11 protein-coding genes and 1 pseudogene are annotated in these 16,564 nt (G+C 72.6%); 9 read left to right on the forward strand and 3 right to left on the reverse strand.

Annotated elements, in window-relative coordinates; all coding sequences use genetic code 11:
* Positions 1-808, reverse strand: an 808-nt coding sequence (locus AB0K09_RS16850) for a phosphatidylinositol-specific phospholipase C/glycerophosphodiester phosphodiesterase family protein (protein WP_366066135.1), incomplete at its 3' end; no start/stop codon positions are given.
* 242 nt (positions 809-1,050) lie between these two features.
* Here AB0K09_RS16850 and AB0K09_RS16855 point away from each other — a divergent pair.
* The 3 genes from AB0K09_RS16855 (at position 1,051) to AB0K09_RS16865 (ending at position 5,422) form a co-directional block, all read left to right on the forward strand.
* Complete coding sequence (locus tag AB0K09_RS16855) at positions 1,051-2,241, forward strand: phosphodiester glycosidase family protein (RefSeq protein WP_366066136.1); 1,191 nt, start codon at positions 1,051-1,053, stop codon at positions 2,239-2,241.
* Between the two features lie 213 nt (positions 2,242-2,454).
* The gene (locus tag AB0K09_RS16860; RefSeq protein ID WP_366066137.1) at positions 2,455-3,867 is read left to right on the forward strand and encodes a family 2B encapsulin nanocompartment shell protein; all 1,413 of its coding nucleotides are present in this window, start codon (positions 2,455-2,457) and stop codon (positions 3,865-3,867) included.
* Between the two features lie 148 nt (positions 3,868-4,015).
* Entirely contained in the window at positions 4,016-5,422 is a 1,407-nt protein-coding gene (locus AB0K09_RS16865; RefSeq protein ID WP_366066138.1) for a family 2B encapsulin nanocompartment shell protein, read from the forward strand.
* A 61-nt stretch (positions 5,423-5,483) separates the two neighbouring features.
* Here AB0K09_RS16865 and AB0K09_RS16870 read toward each other — a convergent pair whose 3' ends face one another.
* The gene (locus tag AB0K09_RS16870; RefSeq protein WP_366066139.1) at positions 5,484-5,678 is read right to left on the reverse strand and encodes a hypothetical protein; all 195 of its coding nucleotides are present in this window, start codon (positions 5,676-5,678) and stop codon (positions 5,484-5,486) included.
* Between the two features lie 246 nt (positions 5,679-5,924).
* Between AB0K09_RS16870 and lysX the strand changes: the two genes are divergently transcribed.
* A complete protein-coding gene (lysX, locus tag AB0K09_RS16875) occupies positions 5,925-9,242 on the forward strand; it encodes a bifunctional lysylphosphatidylglycerol synthetase/lysine--tRNA ligase LysX (protein WP_366066144.1) in 3,318 nt (1,105 codons plus the stop codon).
* Here the strand turns inward: lysX and AB0K09_RS16880 are convergent.
* Positions 9,187-10,299 carry a LacI family DNA-binding transcriptional regulator gene (locus AB0K09_RS16880; protein WP_366066140.1) on the reverse strand — a complete coding sequence of 371 codons (1,113 nt, stop codon included), beginning with the start codon at positions 10,297-10,299 and terminating at the stop codon, positions 9,187-9,189. The genes lysX and AB0K09_RS16880 overlap by 56 nt on opposite strands.
* A 228-nt stretch (positions 10,300-10,527) precedes the next feature.
* Here AB0K09_RS16880 and AB0K09_RS16885 point away from each other — a divergent pair, with 228 nt between their 5' ends.
* From AB0K09_RS16885 to AB0K09_RS16905, 5 genes and pseudogenes are all read left to right on the forward strand, one after another.
* The gene (locus AB0K09_RS16885; protein WP_366066145.1) at positions 10,528-11,835 is read left to right on the forward strand and encodes an extracellular solute-binding protein; all 1,308 of its coding nucleotides are present in this window, start codon (positions 10,528-10,530) and stop codon (positions 11,833-11,835) included.
* A gap of 5 nt (positions 11,836-11,840) precedes the next feature.
* Positions 11,841-12,734 (forward strand): sugar ABC transporter permease, encoded by an 894-nt coding sequence (locus AB0K09_RS16890; protein WP_366066141.1) that lies wholly within the window; start codon positions 11,841-11,843, stop codon positions 12,732-12,734.
* A pseudogene (locus AB0K09_RS16895) lies at positions 12,731-13,560 on the forward strand (carbohydrate ABC transporter permease). The gene AB0K09_RS16890 and the pseudogene AB0K09_RS16895 overlap by 4 nt, the downstream one beginning before the upstream one ends.
* A 15-nt stretch (positions 13,561-13,575) precedes the next feature.
* Entirely contained in the window at positions 13,576-14,820 is a 1,245-nt protein-coding gene (locus tag AB0K09_RS16900) for a glycosyl hydrolase (RefSeq protein WP_366066142.1), read from the forward strand.
* A partial coding sequence (locus AB0K09_RS16905) for an endo-beta-N-acetylglucosaminidase (RefSeq protein WP_366066143.1) occupies positions 14,817-16,564 on the forward strand: 1,748 nt, incomplete at its 3' end. The genes AB0K09_RS16900 and AB0K09_RS16905, both read left to right, overlap by 4 nt.

Below are 16,564 nucleotides of genomic sequence, written 5' to 3' on the forward strand. Positions count from 1 at the left end.
TGAGATAGTCGGCCCCGGCGGCCAGCAGCTCCCTCCAGACCGCGTCCCGGGCCGCTCCCGGTTCGTCGGGCGTGGCCCAGAACCGCACCTGCCGGCGGGCGGCGTGCGCCGTGGCGACGATGTGTCTCAGGGCGGTCCGCTCGCGCGACGGCATCGGCCCCACCCCCTGCCAGGTGAAGTTCCGGCCCCAATTGTCGCTGATGAGCGGCGCGAACGACGCGGGGACGCCGCTGTCCAGATCGGTGAGACGGCCGTCGTAGAAGGCGTACCGCACCCGTTCCGCCTCCATGGGCGCCCTCGCCCCGCGGTCCCCCGAGACCACCGCGGTCACCGCGCCGCGCCGTACCCGGCCGCCGTCGCACACGGTGAGCATCGAGCGGTAGCGGTGCAGATGACGCGAGAGCTCCCGGTAGGCCGGGTCTCCCGGGGACTTGATGTCGACGAGCAGCTGGAGGGAGAGGTCGTGGCCCCGGTAGACCCGGCCGCCGTTGGCCCGGACCCTGCGCAGCAACGGCTCCAGGTAGAGGGACTCCAGGGTGCGGGACGGATCGAGGCGGTCCGCGTCGTGGGCCACGAGCAGCCGGTCGCCGACGAGCCAGATGTCGGCCTCGACGCTGTTGAAGCCGTGCGCGAGCGCGTCGGCGAGCGGCCGCGGGTGCTCGTAGTCGTTGTGGGCGTGGGCGTGCCGCAGCGGGGGCCGCGTCCGTTCCGCGCGGCCGGCGCCGTCCGCGACGGCGGGCGAGGCGAAGGCTCCGGCGAGGGCGGCCCCGAGCGTGAGGACGGCGGCTCGGCGCGAGCGAGGGGTCACGGTTCCTCCCGGTGCGGTGGGCGAATACGCGCGGGCTGCGCTGGCTGACGACTGCGAGTATCCGGGCCCTCCGGGCCGATTGACAGGGACGTGTCGAGAGTTGCCCAGGCCGTCGGCCGGGCGTCCCCTGTCGTTCTTTCGGGGCATGGTGAAGTCCCTTGCGCCATGGCACAGTTGACGGGACCTCTGGGGTGACGGTGAGTAGACGTGGACACCGCGTACGCGCGGTACTGACGGTACTGGTGGCTTGGGTCTCGGTGGTCGGCGGCGGCACGGCGCGGGCCGACGTGCGGGAGGATCCCGGTCTGCTACTGGGCGCGCGTTCGGCGATCGCGCCCGGGGTGACCTACCGGGAGTTCTCGCTGCGTGCCTCGCACGGCCCCGCCTACGGGCATCTGCTGACGATCGACCTGCGCGAGCGGCGGGTCTCGGTGGACCTGCTGTACCCGGGCGCGGTCGGGGCGCGCTCCGCGATGTCCGAGCTGGCGGACCGGCGGCGCGCGGTGGGCGCGGTCAACGGGGACTTCTTCAACATCACGGAGACCCAGCACCCCGGGGTGGAGGTGACGGGCGCGCCGGTGGGGCCCGCCGTCGCCGGCGGGCACGCCCTGAAGGCCGCGGTGCCGGACGGGCAGCGGTTCGGCCCGGCGATGCCGTCGGGCGTCACCACGGAGGACGTACTCGCCGTGGGGACCGACCGCACCGCCCGGCTCGACCGGCTGTCGCTGGAGGGCTCCGTGCGCACCGACGACGGTGACCTGCCGCTGAGCGGCTTCAACCAGTACGCCCTGCCGGTGGACGGCATCGGCGCGTTCACCTCCGCGTGGGGCGGAACGTCACGGCGCCGTTCGACCTGCGGCACGGACACCAGGCGGTCGGCTCCCTGCACGGGCGATACCTACGAGGTGACCGTCCGGGGCAGCCGGGTGGTCGACACGTCGCGGGCGCCGGGGCGCGGCACGATCCCGCGCGGCACGACGGTGCTGGTGGGGCGTGAGGAAGGGGCGCGTGAGCTGCGCAGGCTGTCGATCGGTGACCGGGTGCGGATCACGCAGGAGTTGCGTGCGGACCGGCACGACGGCATCCGGTGTGCGCTGGGCGGCTTCCCGCTGCTGCGCGGCGGGCGGCCGCTGCCCGGGCTGGACGGCACGGCCTCGACCGTGCGGACCGCGGCCGGGCTGGCGGACCACGGGCGGCGACTGTATCTGCTGGCGCTGGACGGCGCGGTGGCCTATCGCTCCGGGCTCACGGTGGCCGAACTGGCCCGCACGATGCGCGGGCTCGGCGCCGTGGACGCCTTCAACCTCGACGGCGGCGGTTCGAGCACCATGGTCACGCGCGGCCGGAACAGCGCCCACGCGACCGTGCGCAACCACCCGTCGGGCGGCGCGGAGCGGCCCGTGCCGAACGGCATCGGTGTCTTCGTCGGATGAGCCGGGCCGGTCGGTCACCCATCCACCGCGTCCCCCCACAGGGGGGATCCAACGACCTCGTGGTTTTGTCAGACCTTGAGATCGTCAGCAATCCCATCCGTTCGAGTGAATGCACCCGGCATTTTCCACTGCTAACTTCGAAGGGGCGGGCGGGAATTCCTCGACGGCCCCGTCACGGGCAGTTCCGGAATCGATTGGGTGGGCATTCGAACAATGACGACGGCAACGGAATCCGGCGCCGGTACGGAGAATCCGCCCGGGCGGCTGAGCCTCAGTACGGCGGCCGCCCGGAACCTTGCGACCACGACCAAGACCGTGCCGCAGATGCAGGGCATCACCTCGCGGTGGCTGCTCCGTCTGCTGCCCTGGGTGCAGGTCTCCGGCGGCACCTACCGGGTCAACCGCCGGCTGACGCACACGCTGGGCGACGGCCGGGTCGAGTTCGTCACCACCGGGGCCGAGGTCCGGGTCATCCCGGCCGAGCTGGGCGAGCTGCCGCTGCTGCGCGGCTTCTCCGACGCGGCGGTGCTGGAGGAGCTGGCCGGCCGGTTCACCCAGCGGGAATTCCTGCCGGGCGATGTGATCGTGGCGGCGGGGCAGCCGGCCGACCAGGTAGTCCTCATCGCCCACGGCAAGCTGACCAAGGAGCACGAGGGCGAGTACGGCGCTCCGGCCGTGCTCGCCACGCTGGCCGGCGGCGGGTACTTCGGTGACCAGGCCCTGGCCGCCCCCGAGCCCGGCAACTGGGACTTCTCGGTCCGCGCGGCCACGGCCTGCACGGTGCTCACCCTGTCGCGCCGGGAGTTCCTGGAGGTGCAGGAGCGTTCCGGCGAACTGCGGTCCCACGTCGAGTCGTTCCGCGCCGAATCGCAGCTCCCGCAGAACGAGCACGGGGAAGCGGCGATCGACTTCGCCTCCGGCCATGTGGGCGAGCCGGTCCTGCCCGGCGTCTTCGCGGACTACGAGGCCTCGCCGCGCGAGTACCCGCTGAGCGTCGCCCAGACCGTGCTGCGGGTGCACACCCGGGTGGCCGACCTCTACAACGAGCCCATGAACCAGCTGGAGGAACAGCTGCGGCTCACCGTCGAGGCCCTGCGCGAACGCCAGGAGCACGAGATGGTCAACAACCGTGAGTTCGGCCTGCTGCACAACGCCGACCTCCGCCGCCGCATCCACACCCGCAGCGGCCCGCCCACCCCCGACGACCTCGACGAGCTGCTGGCGACCGTCTGGAAGGACCCCACCTTCTTCCTGGCCCACCCGCGCACCATCGCCGCGATCGCCCGCGAGTTCAACCGCCGGGGGGTCTACCCGGACAACGCCGAGGTGAACGGCCACTCGGTGCCCGCCTGGCGCGGTGTTCCCATCTTCCCCTGCAACAAGATCCCGGTCACCGACTCGGGCATCAGCTCGATCCTGCTGATGCGCACCGGCCAGGAGTCGCAGGGAGTCGTCGGGCTGCACCGGACGGGAATTCCCGATGAATATCAGCCGAGTCTTTCCGTGCGCTTCATGGGAATCAGCGAACAGGCCATCATGTCGTATCTGGTGAGCGCCTACTATTCAGCCGCCGTACTTGTTCCCGACGCCCTGGGAATTCTCGAGAGCGTAGAAGTCGGGCACTGATCCGCCCCCTCCGCTCCGCCATGCCATCACCCCCGATTCGCCGGGCGGGCCCGTTGGTTCCGGGCACAGCCGCCGCCCGGCTTATCGGGGTGTCGTCGCGCCATGTCCCTTTGCCGAGTCCTACCGCACAGATGGGTGATCACCTCATATGACCACGTCCGTGGAGCCGGAGCCCGCCGAGGCCACGAGTCAGCAGCGACTGAGCCTCGGCACGGCCGCCGCCCGGCAGCTCGCGACGACCACCAAGTCCGTGCCGCAGATGCAGGGGATCTCCTCCCGCTGGCTGCTGCGGGTCCTGCCCTGGGTCCAGGTGTCCGCCGGTACCTACCGGGTCAATCGCCGTCTGACCTACACCGTCGGCAACGGCATCGTGGAGTTCGTCACGACCGGCTCCGAGGTCCGGGTGATTCCCCCGGAGCTCGGCGAGCTGCCCGTCTTCCGGGGATTCGACGACGGCCCCGTGCTGGAGGCGCTCGCGGACGGTTTCCTCCAGCGCGAGTACGCCGCCGGGGACACCCTCGTCGAAGCCGGCACGCCCGCCGACCAGATCTTCCTCGTCGTGCACGGCAAGCTCACCCGGACCGCCCCCGGTGAGTACGGGGAGGAGACCACACTGGGCGTGCTGGCCGACGGCGACTTCTTCGGCGAGCGCATGCCACTGGAGCCCGACGGCGTCTGGGACTTCAGCGTCCGGGCGGTCACACGCTGCACCGTGCTGACCCTGACCCGTCAGACCTTCCAGGAACTCGCCGACCGGTCCGACGCGCTGCGCACGCACGTGGCGGAGTTCGGCTCCCGCCCCACTCCCCCGAGCAACAAGCGCGGCGAGGCGGACATCACGGTGACCTCCGGGCACACCGGAGAGCCCGTCATCCCGGGCACCTTCGTGGACTACGAGCCGAGCCCCCGCGAGTACGAGCTGAGCGTCGCCCAGACCGTGCTGCGGGTGCACACCCGGGTGGCCGACCTCTACAACGAGCCCATGAACCAGCTGGAGGAACAGCTGCGGCTCACCGTCGAGGCCCTGCGCGAACGCCAGGAGCACGAGATGGTCAACAACCGCGACTTCGGCCTGCTGCACAACGTCGCCCCCACCCAGCGCGTGCACACCCGCAGCGGCCCGCCCACCCCCGACGACCTCGACGAGCTGCTGGCCCGGCGGCGCAAGACGCAATACCTGCTGGCGCACCCGCGCACCATCGCCGCGTTCGGCAGGGAGTGCAGCAACCGGGGCCTGTACCCGAAGAACATCGAGGTCCTCGGGACGGCGGTCCGGTCGTGGCGCGGCGTGCCGCTGCTGCCGTGCAACAAGATCCCCGTCAGCCCCACCGGCACCAGCTCGATCATCGCGATGCGGACCGGTGAGGAGAACCAGGGCGTCGTCGGTCTGCACCAGACCGGCATCCCGGACGAGTTCCAGCCCAGCCTGAACGTGCGCTTCATGGGCATCAACGAGCAGGCGATCTCGTCCTACCTCGTGAGCGCCTACTACTCGGCGGCGGTGCTCGTGCCGGACGCGCTGGGCGTCCTGGAGGACGTCGAGATCGGCCGCTGACCCGCGAGACCCCGCGACCGGGCCCTGACCCGTCCCCCGTCGCACCGACGGGCCGGCCGGATCAGGGCCTGACGCCGCTGACGAGCTGGGCGGTGGTGGAGATGCCGTCGGTGATGGACGGTGCGACGCTCGTGCTCGCGAGCAGGAAGCCGAGCAGGACACAGACGACCGCGTGGGAGACGCGCAGGCCGCCGTTGCGCATGAACACCACCGCCATGACGGTCAGCAGTAGGACCACGGAAATCGAAATGGCCATGGGGACCTCCTCGGCGGAGTGGTGTGGTGTGCGCCAGTCTTGCTCATTGCACCGCTCATACCCATGTGGCAGGCATACTCCATCCGGGTGGGATTTCACCGTTTCGGGCTGGTTTGGCCTGAGGTGCAGCAGTCCGTCACCGGGTGTGGCCGGGGAACGCCACGGCCCGGCCTTCGACGGGCGACGCGACGGCGCCGTGCCTAGGCTGGCGGAATGAGCCGCACAGTCCGGGAGCACGGGCCCGCCATGGTGCAGGAGACGACGGAGGACGGCGAGCGGGCGTCCGCCTGGCGCCGGTTCCTGCACCGGGTGCCCAACGGATTCGCGATCTTCTTCGGTCTGCTGGGCGTGTTCTGCGCGATCACGTCGCTGATCCCCCCGCTCCGGCGTGCGGCGGCCCCGCTGACCCGGGCCCTGGACACCCTGACCGTCCCGACCGCGCCGAACCTGGCCTACGCCGTCTTCCTGCTGCTCCTGGCCGCCGCGATGACGGCCCGCAAGCGGGTCACCCTGTGGTTCGTGCTGGGCTATCTCGCCCTGCTGCTGTTCGCGGACGCGCTGCTGCTGGCGGTCGGCTACCTGGACACGATCCCGTCCCTGGTGCTGTGCGTCGCGGCGATGACGTTGCTGCTCCTGGCCCGGCGCGAGTTCTACGCGGCCTCCCGGCGCGGCGCGTTCCTGCGCGCCCTGCTCGTGCTGGTGGCCGGGCTCGCGGTGGCCACCCTGGTGGGCTGGGGCCTGGTGTCGGCCTTCCCCGGCTCGCTGGAGCGCGGCGCCGGGAACCGGCTGCTGTTCGCCGCCAACAAGGTGTGCGGCGGCCTGGTCAGCGGCCGGCACTTCACCGGGCACCCGCCGCACTGGGTCTACTTCCTCCTCGGCCTCTTCGGGGCACTGGCGCTGCTGAACGCGGCCATGGCGCTGTTCCGCTCGCAGCGCCTGGAGGCGGCCCTGCACGACGACGAGGAGCCGCGTATCCGCGCCCTCCTCGGCCGGTACGGCGGCCGCGACTCGCTGGGCTATTTCGCGACCCGCCGGGACAAGGCCGTGGTGTTCTCCCGCAGCGGCAAGGCGGCCGTCACCTACCGGGTGGAGGCCGGGGTCTGCCTGGCCTCGGGCGATCCGCTGGGCGACGCCGAGGCCTGGGGCCCGGCGATCGACGCCTGGCTGGAGCTCGCCGGCCGGTACGGCTGGCAGCCCGCCGTGATGGGCGCCAGCGAGGACGGCGCCCGCGCGTACACCCGGGCGGGGCTGGGCGCGCTGCAACTGGGTGACGAGGCGATCCTCCAGGTGGCCTCCTTCGACCTGGAGGGCCGCGAGATGCGGGTGACCCGGCAGGCCGTGCACCGCGTGGAGCGCACCGGCGCCACCACCCGTATCCGCCGTCACTCGGCGCTCACCGACGAGGAGATGGGCGAGGTCATCCGCCGGGCCGACGCCTGGCGGGACACCGAGACCGAGCGCGGCTTCTCCATGGCGCTGGGGCGGCTCGGCGATCCGGCGGACGGCGACTGCCTGCTGGTGGAGGCCTTCGACGCCGAGGGCCGGATGATCGCCCTGCTGTCGTTCGTGCCGTGGGGCACGGACGGGGTCTCCCTGGACGTGATGCGCCGGGACCGGGCGGCGCCCAACGGGGTCATGGAGTTCATGGTCGCCCAGTTGTGCGCACAGGCGGGGCGCTTCGGGATCAAGCGGGTGTCGCTGAACTTCGCGGTGTTCCGCTCGGCCTTCGAGGAAGGGGCGCGGATCGGGGCGGGACCGGTGCTGCGGCTGTGGCGGCGGCTGTTGCTGTTCTTCTCCAAGTGGTGGCAGCTGGAGGCGCTCTACCGTTCGAACGTGAAGTACAACCCCGAGTGGCACCCGCGCTTCCTGTGCTACGCGGACGCGGGCGCCCTCGCGCGCATCGGGCTGGCCGCGGGCATCGCGGAGGGCTTCGTCGCCGTGCCGAGCCTGCGCAGGATGTGGAGCCGGGGCCGGCCCCGGGGTCCGGCCGCCCGGCCGGCCTCCACCGCCGGGCTGCCCTCGCTGACCGAGCTGGGCCTGGCGGTCGAGACGGCGGGCACGGCCGTGGCGGACGAGCTCGCCGGGTTGCCCGAACAGGTGCGCGTGCGGCGGCGCAAGCTGGAGCGGTTGCGGGACGCGGGTGTCGATCCGTACCCGGTCGACGCCCGCCGTACGCACACCCTGGGCGCGATCCGCGCCGCCCATCCCGGGCTGCCGCCCGGGTCGCGCACCGGCGAGCGGGTGACCGTCGCGGGGCGGGTGCTGCTGCTGCGCAACCACGGCGGGGTGGCGTTCGCCGTGCTGCGCGACTGGTCGGGCGATCTGCAGCTCACATTCACCCGCGAGGGCTCGGGCCCGGAGTGTCTGCGCCGGTTCGTGCGCCAGGTCGACCTCGGCGACCATGTCGAGGCCGAGGGCGAGGTGGGCACCACGGACCGGGGCGAACTGACCGTGTTCGTCACGGGCGTCCGCATGCTCGCCAAGTGCCTGCGTCCACTGCCAGACAAGCGGCGTGGCCTGACCGACCCGGAGGCCCGGGTGCGGATGCGCTACGTGGATCTGGCGGTCTCCCCCGAGGCGCGGCGGACGGTGCGGGCCCGCGGGGCGGCGGTGCAGGCACTGCGGCAGTCCCTGCTGGACCGGGGCTTCCTGGAGGTCGAGACGCCGATGCTCCAGCAGGTCCACGGCGGGGCGAACGCCCGGCCGTTCGTCACGCACATCAACGCCTACGACATGGACCTGTACCTGCGGATCGCCCCGGAGCTGTTCCTGAAGCGGCTGTGCGTGGGCGGCATGGAGAAGGTCTTCGAGCTGGGGCGCACGTTCCGCAACGAGGGCGTCTCGTACAAGCACAATCCGGAGTTCACGATGCTGGAGGCCTATCAGGCCTTCGCGGACTACGACGTGATGCTGGAGCTGACGCGCGAGCTGATCCAGGCGGCCGCCGTCGCCGCCCACGGGGCGCCGGTGGCGGTGCGGGCGGACGCCGACGGCAAGCGGGTCGAGCACGACATCGGGGGGCGGTGGCCGGTGAAGACGGTCTACGGCGCCGTCTCCGAGGCGCTGGGCGAGGAGGTCGACGCGGACACGCCCATCGACGTGCTGCGCCGGCACTGCGATCTGGCGGGGGTGCCGTACCGGCCGGAGGACGGGCGCGGGGACGTCGTGCTGGAGATGTACGAGCGGCTGGTCGAGGAGCGCACCACGCTGCCGGTCTTCTACAAGGACTTCCCGACCGACGTCTCGCCGCTCACCCGCCCGCACCGGAGGGATCCGCGGCTGGCGGAGCGCTGGGACCTGGTGGCGTTCGGCACCGAACTGGGCACGGCCTATTCGGAGTTGATCGACCCGGTCGAGCAGCGGAGGCGGCTGACGGCGCAGTCGCTGCGCGCGGCGGGCGGTGATCCCGAGGCGATGGAGCTGGACGAGGACTTCCTGCGGGCCCTGGAGTACGCGATGCCGCCGACGGGCGGGCTCGGGATCGGGGTGGACCGGCTGGTCATGTTCCTCACGGGGCTGTCGATCCGGGAGACTCTGCCGTTTCCGCTGGTGCGGCACCGCTGAGCAGCGGCCCGGCGGTCGGCGGTGCCGTGCTGCCACGGGGCTCCAGCCGGGGCAGCACGTCCTGGACGCTCCGCGCGGGGCCGCCGTCGAGGAGGGCGACGAGCTGTTCGGCCGCGCGCCGGCCGAAGGCGGCCGTGTCACGGACGAGGGCGGTGAGCGGGGGGTGGGTGGTGCGGCAGAGGACGGAGTCGTCCCAGGCGACGACGGACAGGTCGCGGGGCACGGCCAGCCCGCGCTCGGCGGCGACGGCCAGGCCGGCCACGGCCATGACGTCGTTGTCGTAGACGATCGCGGTGGGCGGATGGGGTGCGGCGAGCACCCGGCGGGTGGCCTCGGCGCCCTGGGCGTCGGAGTAGTCCGTGGTCACGGAGGTCGCCTCGGGCAGGGCGCGGCGGGCGGCCTCGGCACGCAGGGACGCGATGCGGCGCCGGGTGTGGGCGAGGTCCGGCAGGCCGGCGACGTGGACGATGCGGCGGTGGCCGAGCGTGTGGAGGTGGTCGACGACGGAGGCCATGGCCGCTGCGTCGTCGGCCCACAGCCGGGAGACGGCTCCGCCCGGCGGGTCCTCCCGCCCGTCCCCCGGTGCGCCGATGACGACGGCGGGCAGGCCGAGTCCGGCGAGCAGGGCGGGGCGGGGGTCGTCCTCGCGCGGGTCGACGACGAGGACGCCGTCGACGCGGTGCTCGGCCCACCAGCGGCGGTGGACGGCGCACTCGGCGTCGAGGTCCTCGACGACCTGGAAGAGCAGCCCGAGCCGGCGGACGGCGAGGGCTTCCTGGATGCCGGAGACGAGCCGCAGGAAGAACGATTCGACGCCGAGGGTGCTGGCGGGCCGGGCGAGGACGAGCCCCACGGTGGCCGATCCCTCGCCGGACAGGGCGCGGGCGGCCGTGCTGGGCTGCCAGCCGAGCTGGTCGGCGACGCGGCGGACGCGCTCGCGGGTGGCGGCGGAGACGCCGGGCCGGCCGTTGAGGGCGAAGGACACCGCGCTCTCCGAGACGCCGGCGCGCCGCGCGATGTCCTTGATGGTCGGACGCCGGGCGGGCGTACGGCTCATGCGCTGCCTCCTCGTGGCGCGTTCGGCGGCCACCGGCCGGGGGTACGGGCGGGCCGGGGTGCGGGCCGGGGTACGGCTCAGACTAAAGCGCATTAGTGACGGGGCGAAAGTCCTGCCGGACGTATTGACGTGAGTTCCGCACGGGACGAAGGTGCTGACTGCCTCCTGACCCGCCCGGCCCCCTCGCGGCCCGATCGAAGGAGCTCGTCGGCCATGCCCGCATCGCGCATGCCCCTGTCCGGGAGAACCCGGCGAACCGCCCTCGCACTCCTGCCTCTTGTCGTCACCGGATTGGCGTTGAGCGGATGCGGGGGAGGTGATGCGGGCGGCGGCGGATCGAGTGCGGAGGGGAAGCCCGAGGGCACCATCACCTTTCAGACGTGGAATCTGCGCGCGAATTTCAAGGACTACTTCGACGGGTTGGTGAGGGACTTCGAGAAGGAGAATCCCGGCGTCACGGTGAAATGGCGGGACCAGCCCGCCGAGAACTACGCGGAGAAGCTGAGCGCCGACGCCGCCGCCGGCACCCTGCCGGACGTCGTCAACGTCTCCCCCGATCTGTCCTATCCGCTCGCGAAGGCGGGGCTGCTGACGAATCTGGACAAGGAGAAGGCGGCCGCGAAGTTCAAGGCGGAATACACCGACGAGGCGTGGCAGGGCAACGTCCTGCCGGGGCTGGGCGGCGCGTACTCCTTCCCCTGGTACCTCAACACCGGGCCGCTGTTCTACAACAAGACCCTCTTCCGCGACGCCGGTCTCGATCCCGAGAAGCCGCCGAAGAACTACGACGAGCTGTTCGCGGTGGCCGACCGGCTGGCCCGGCAGTCGGGCGGAAGGACGGCCACGCTCGCGGGGACCCCGTCCGTGGAGGACTTCGGCCGGTACGGCGTGCGGCTGATGAACGACGACGCCACGCGGTTCACGTACAACGAGCCCAAGGGCGTGGAACTCCTGACCCGCTACAAGGAGCTCCACGACCACGGCGGGCTGGACCCCCAGGCGCTCACCAACACCCCGGAGAAGTCCGGGCAGAAATTCCTGGAGCAGAAGGTCGCGATGAATCCGGGCAGCGCCCACGATCTGGAGACCTTCAAGAAGAACGCCCCCACGCTGTACCGCAACCTCGGCATCACGGACGCACCCAACAACACGGGCCGGCCGAACATGTACGTGATGGGGCTGGCCGTCAACGACCGGAGCGCGCACAAGGCGGCGGCCGTGGCGTTCGCCCATTTCGTCACGGACCGGAAGAACCAGGAGGCGTTCGCGCACCAGGTGGCCGTCTTTCCGAGCACGCGGGGCTCGCTGGACGATGCGTACTGGACGAAGGACGACGGCAGCGACGAGGGACGGGTGCGGGTGGCGTCCGCCAGGATGCTGAAGGGGGCGGTGAATTACACCCCGGTGGTGATGACCGAGGAAATGAAGATCGTGCTGCGCAACGAGGTCGCCAGGGCGCTCCAGGGAAAGAAATCGCCGCAGAAGGCGCTCGACGACGCCGTGGAACAGAGCAACAGACTCCTCAAGCAGGGCTGAGCCCGGTGTCCGCGCGCCGGTCCGGCACCCGTACGCACCGTCCGTTCAGCCCCTGGCTGTTCCTGCTGCCGGGTCTGGCGGTGGTCGCCGCGTTCTCCCTCTACCCGTTCCTGAGCACCGTGTACACGGCGTTCACCGATGCCCGTGCCCTGTCCCCCGGTTCCTGGGTCGGCGCCCGGAACTTCCGGGACATGCTGCACGACGAGCAGTTCCTGGTGGCCCTGCGCAACAGCGGTCTGTACGTCCTGCTCGTGGTGCCGTGCGCGGTGCTGCTGCCGCTGCTGCTCGCGCTGCTGGTGCACCGTCGGCTGCCGGGCATGGGTTTCTTCCGGTCCGCCTTCTACACGCCGGTCGTGGCCTCGGTCGTGGTCGTGGCGCTGATCTGGGGATGGATGCTGGACGACCGCGGGCTCGTCAACGGCATCCTGCGCGCCCTGGGCGCCGGGCCCGTCGACTTCCTCGGCGACGAGTGGCTGCTGCTGTTCGCCGCGATGGCGCTGACGGTCTGGAAGGGGCTCGGCTACTACATGGTCGTCTACCTGGCGGCGCTGGCCCACGTCCCCCGCGAACTCCACGAGGCCGCGGCCGTCGACGGGGCCGGCGCGCTGCGCCGCTTCGTCAGCGTGACCGTGCCGGCACTGCGCTCGACCATGATGCTGGTCGGGGCACTGTCGTCGGTGGCCGCCTTCAAGGTGTTCTCCGAGGTCTATCTGCTGGCGGGTCCGACCGGCGGCCCGGCCGGGCAGGACACCACCCTGGTCATGCTCGTCCAGCGGACGGGCACCGGTCTCAGCGGGCGGGTCGGCTACGCCTCGGCGCTCTCCCTGGTCGTCTTCGCCGTCACGCTGGCGCTGATGCTGCTCGTGCTGCGGGCCGGCCGCCGGGAGGCCGGGCGGTGACCCGGGCGCGGCCGTGGGAGACGGCGCTGCGCTATCTGCTGCTGCTCGCCTGCTGGCCCTGACCGTCGGGCCGTTCCTCTGGCAGCTGTCCACGTCGCTGAAGGGCACCACCGAGGACGTCTACACCTCGCCGCCGCGTTTCCTGCCCGCCCACCCGACGCTGCGCAACTACGCGGAGGTGGCGGACATCATCCCCGTCTGGGACTACGCCCTGAACTCGCTGAAGGTCGCGCTGGCGAGCGTGCTGACCAATCTCGTCGGCGCCTCCATGGCCGGCTACGCGCTGGCACGGCTGCGCTTCCGGGGCCGGCGGATCGCGGGGCTGGTCTTCGTCATGGCGCTGCTGGTGCCCGTCGAGTCCATCGTCGTCGCGCAGTTCACGATGGTGCGCGACCTGGGGCTGAACAACACGCTCACCGCCGTGGTCCTCCCGGGGGCGGTGGGGGCGCTGAACGTGCTGCTGATGCGCAACGCGTTCGCGAACCTGCCGTACGAGGTCGAGGAGGCGGCGGTCGTCGACGGGGCGAACGTGTGGCAGCGGTTCACACGGATCGCGCTGCCGTCGGTGCGCGGCACCCTCGCCGTGGTGGCGGTGTTCGCGTTCATGGGGGCGTGGGACGACTTCCTGTGGCCCCTGATCGTGCTGTCCGACTCCGACCGCTTCACCCTGACGGTCGGCCTGGACCATCTGCACGGCACCTTCCAGCAGAACCCGCGGCTGGTCGCCGCCGGGACCGTCATCGCGGTCGCCCCGCTCGTCGTGATGTTCGCCTGTCTGCAGCGGTACTTCTTCCGCGGCGTCGGCGAGGGCGCCGTCAAGGGCTGAAGGGACGCGTCTGTCATGCGCTTCGGCGTCAACTACACCCCGAGCCGGGGCTGGTTCCACCACTGGCTCGACTTCGACCTGGACGACATCCGCGCCGACCTGGACTCCATCGCGGCACTCGGCCTGGACCACGTCCGCGTCTTCCCGCTCTGGCCGCTCTTCCAGCCCAACCGCGCCCTGATCCGGCCGCGCGCCGTCGAGCAGCTCCTGGCGCTGGTGGACGCGGCGGGCGAGCGCGGACTGGACGTCGCCGTGGACGGGCTGCAGGGCCATCTGTCCAGCTTCGACTTCCTCCCCTCCTGGACCACCACATGGCACCGGCGCAACATCTTCACCGACCCCGACGTCGTGGAGGCGCAGGCCGCCTATCTGGCCGTGCTCGCGGGCGCGCTCGCCGACCGCCCGCACTTCCTGGGCATGACGGTCGGCAACGAGGTCAACCAGTTCTCCGGCGCCCCGCACCCCGACCCCGACCGCGTCACCGCCGCACAGGCCGGCCGGTGGCTGCGCCGGATGCTCGGCGCCTGCGAAAAGGCGGCGCCGGGGCGGACGCATCTGCACGCCTCGTACAACGCCGCCTGGTACGACGGCACGCACCCGTTCACGCCCGCGCACTCGGCGACGATCGGCGCGCTGACCGCCGTGCACTCCTGGGTCTTCGACGGCACCGCGCAGCGGCACGGCCCCGGCGGGGCCGCCACCGAGCTGCACGCCGCGTACACGGTCGAGCTGGCCAAGGCGTGGGCGGTGGATCCCGGGCGGCCGGTGTGGCTCCAGGAGGTGGGGGCGCCGTCACCGCACGTGCCGCCCGAGCGGGCGGCGGCGTTCACCGAGGCCACGCTCTCCCACGTGCTGGACTGTCCCGGCCTCTGGGGCGTCACGTGGTGGTGCTCCCACGACGTCGACCGGTCCCTGGCGGACTTCCCGGAGCTGGAGTACGGCCTGGGGCTGCTCACCACCGGGCGGCGCGTCAAGCCGGCCGGGGAGGCGTTCGCGCGGTGTGCCCGGGAGTGGCGCGAGAGGGGCGCCGGCGCGGCGAGCCCGCGCCGGGTCGCCCTGGCCGTGGACGTCGGCGATCCGGTCGCCGCGCCGCGGCGCTCGGAGTGCGCGCCGGGGGGCGCGTTCTTCGACGCGTGGATGCGGGTCGCCTCCGGCGGTGGGCGGCCGGGAGTGGTGCTGGCCCAGCGGGCCTCGGACGCGGAGTACCTGGCGGCGCGGGGGATCACGGAGGTGCTGACGGTGAAGCAGGTGCGGGCATGAACGAGGAGTTCACAGAGGAATTCACAAGCGGCGTCACCCGCCGGGCCGTGCTCGCCGCCGGGGTCGCCGGCGTGGCGGCGGCCGTCGTGTCCGCCCCGCCCGCCGCGGCGGACCCCGTCGATCTCCAGCCGTACGCCTCCTACTGGTACCCCGGCAGCCTGCCCTCCGGCTCGCCGCCGCCTGGGGTGCGGTGGCGGAGCCTGCGGGCCTGGCGGGCGGAGGACGACGCCGACCTGCCGTTCAACCGGGCGAGCGTGCCGCTCGCCGGGCGGTTCACGCCGGCGCCGGTCAACGGGACGGCGCGGGCCGGGCAGGCCCGGGTCAGCGCGCTCGTCTCCTTCGCGCCGACGTCCGGCAATCCGTCACAGGGATCGGCCACCGCCGACTTCTACGCGCTCACGCACTGGGCGTACCTCGACGAGCTGGTCTTCTGGGGCGGTTCGGCCGGTGAGGGGCTGATCCTGGCGCCCGGCGCGCCCGTCGTGGACGCCGCGCACCGCAACGGGGTGCCGGTGCTGGGCACGGTGTTCCTGCCGCCGACGGCGTACGGCGGGCAGCTGCGGTGGACCCAGGAGCTGGTACGGCGCGACGCGCGGGGTGGTTTTCCGCTCGCCGACCAGCTGATCCGGGTGGCCCGCGCGTACGGCTTCGACGGCTGGTTCCTCAACGCGGAGACCGACGGCGGCGACGCCCGGCTCGGCGCGGACATGCGCGACTTCGTCCGCCACCTTCGCGCGCACGGCGAGGGCCTGCGCGTCACCTGGTACGACGCGATGGCCATCACCGGGGACGTCGCCTGGCAGAACGAGCTCAACGGCCGCAACTCCGCGTTCTTCCGTGCCGCCGACACGATGTTCGTCAACTTCGGCTGGCGGCGGCCCGGTCTGGACGCCTCCGGCGCCCTGGCCGAGCGCCTGGGGCGCAGCCGGTACGAGCTGTGGGCGGGGATCGACGTGGAGGCGAACGGCTGGGACACCCGGGTCGACTGGGACGCGGTGGTGCCCGCCGACCGGGCGCACACCGTCTCGCTCGGCTTCTACCGGCCCGAGTGGACGTGGAAGAGCCTGCCGGCGTCCGCGCGCACACCCGCCGCCTTCCACGCGCGCGACGACCGCTTCTGGTCCGGGGCGGACCGGGATCCGGCACGGCCCGGCGACGGGCCCTGGCGCCCGCCCGCCGCGTCCGTGGCCGACCGTTCGACCGTGACGGCGCTGCCGTTCGCCACGACGTTCAACACCGGGCACGGCCTCGCCTGGTTCGAGGGGGGCAGGCCCGTCTCCGGCGCTCCCTGGAACCATCTGGGGCTCCAGGACCGGCTGCCGGGCCGCCGCTGGGTGGTGCACACCACGGGAACCCGGCCCGCCGTGGGCTTCGACTTCGCGGACGCCTGGCACGGCGGCGGCAGCCTGCTCGTGGACGGGCCGCTGACCGGTGCGACGACGGTCGAGCTGTACGCGGTGCGGCTGCCGCTGTCGCCCTCGACGGTCGTCGAGCTCGCGCACCGGACCGACCCCGGTTCGGCGGGCGTCCGCGTGGAGCTGGCGGTGGCGCTGGAGGAGCCGTACCGCTTCCACCCGGTACCGGCCGGGGTGCTGCCCGCGCGGGGGCGGCGCGGCTGGACGACGGTCACGGTCCGGGCCGGCTCCCTGGCGCACGGCCGGGGCGGGCACACGATCCGGGCCCTGGGCGTCCGGCTGACGGCGCTCGACGGGCGCCCCGTGCGCTGGCGGCTGGGCCGGCTGGC

The sequence above is a fragment of the Streptomyces sp. NPDC049577 genome (genome assembly GCF_040675635.1).
Lineage (GTDB): Bacteria > Actinomycetota > Actinomycetes > Streptomycetales > Streptomycetaceae > Streptomyces.

Bases quoted from the DNA above. Each gene is read 5' to 3' on its own strand.
- AB0K09_RS16870 (WP_366066139.1), bottom strand. From the start codon at position 5,678: ATGGCCATTTCGATTTCCGTGGTCCTACTGCTGACCGTCATGGCGGTG.
- lysX (WP_366066144.1), top strand. From the start codon at position 5,925: ATGGTGCAGGAGACGACGGAGGACGGCGAGCGGGCGTCCGCCTGGCGC.
- AB0K09_RS16865 (WP_366066138.1), top strand. From the start codon at position 4,016: ATGACCACGTCCGTGGAGCCGGAGCCCGCCGAGGCCACGAGTCAGCAG.
- AB0K09_RS16885 (WP_366066145.1), top strand. From the start codon at position 10,528: ATGCCCCTGTCCGGGAGAACCCGGCGAACCGCCCTCGCACTCCTGCCT.
- AB0K09_RS16860 (WP_366066137.1), top strand. From the start codon at position 2,455: ATGACGACGGCAACGGAATCCGGCGCCGGTACGGAGAATCCGCCCGGG.
- AB0K09_RS16880 (WP_366066140.1), bottom strand. From the start codon at position 10,299: ATGAGCCGTACGCCCGCCCGGCGTCCGACCATCAAGGACATCGCGCGG.
- AB0K09_RS16900 (WP_366066142.1), top strand. From the start codon at position 13,576: ATGCGCTTCGGCGTCAACTACACCCCGAGCCGGGGCTGGTTCCACCAC.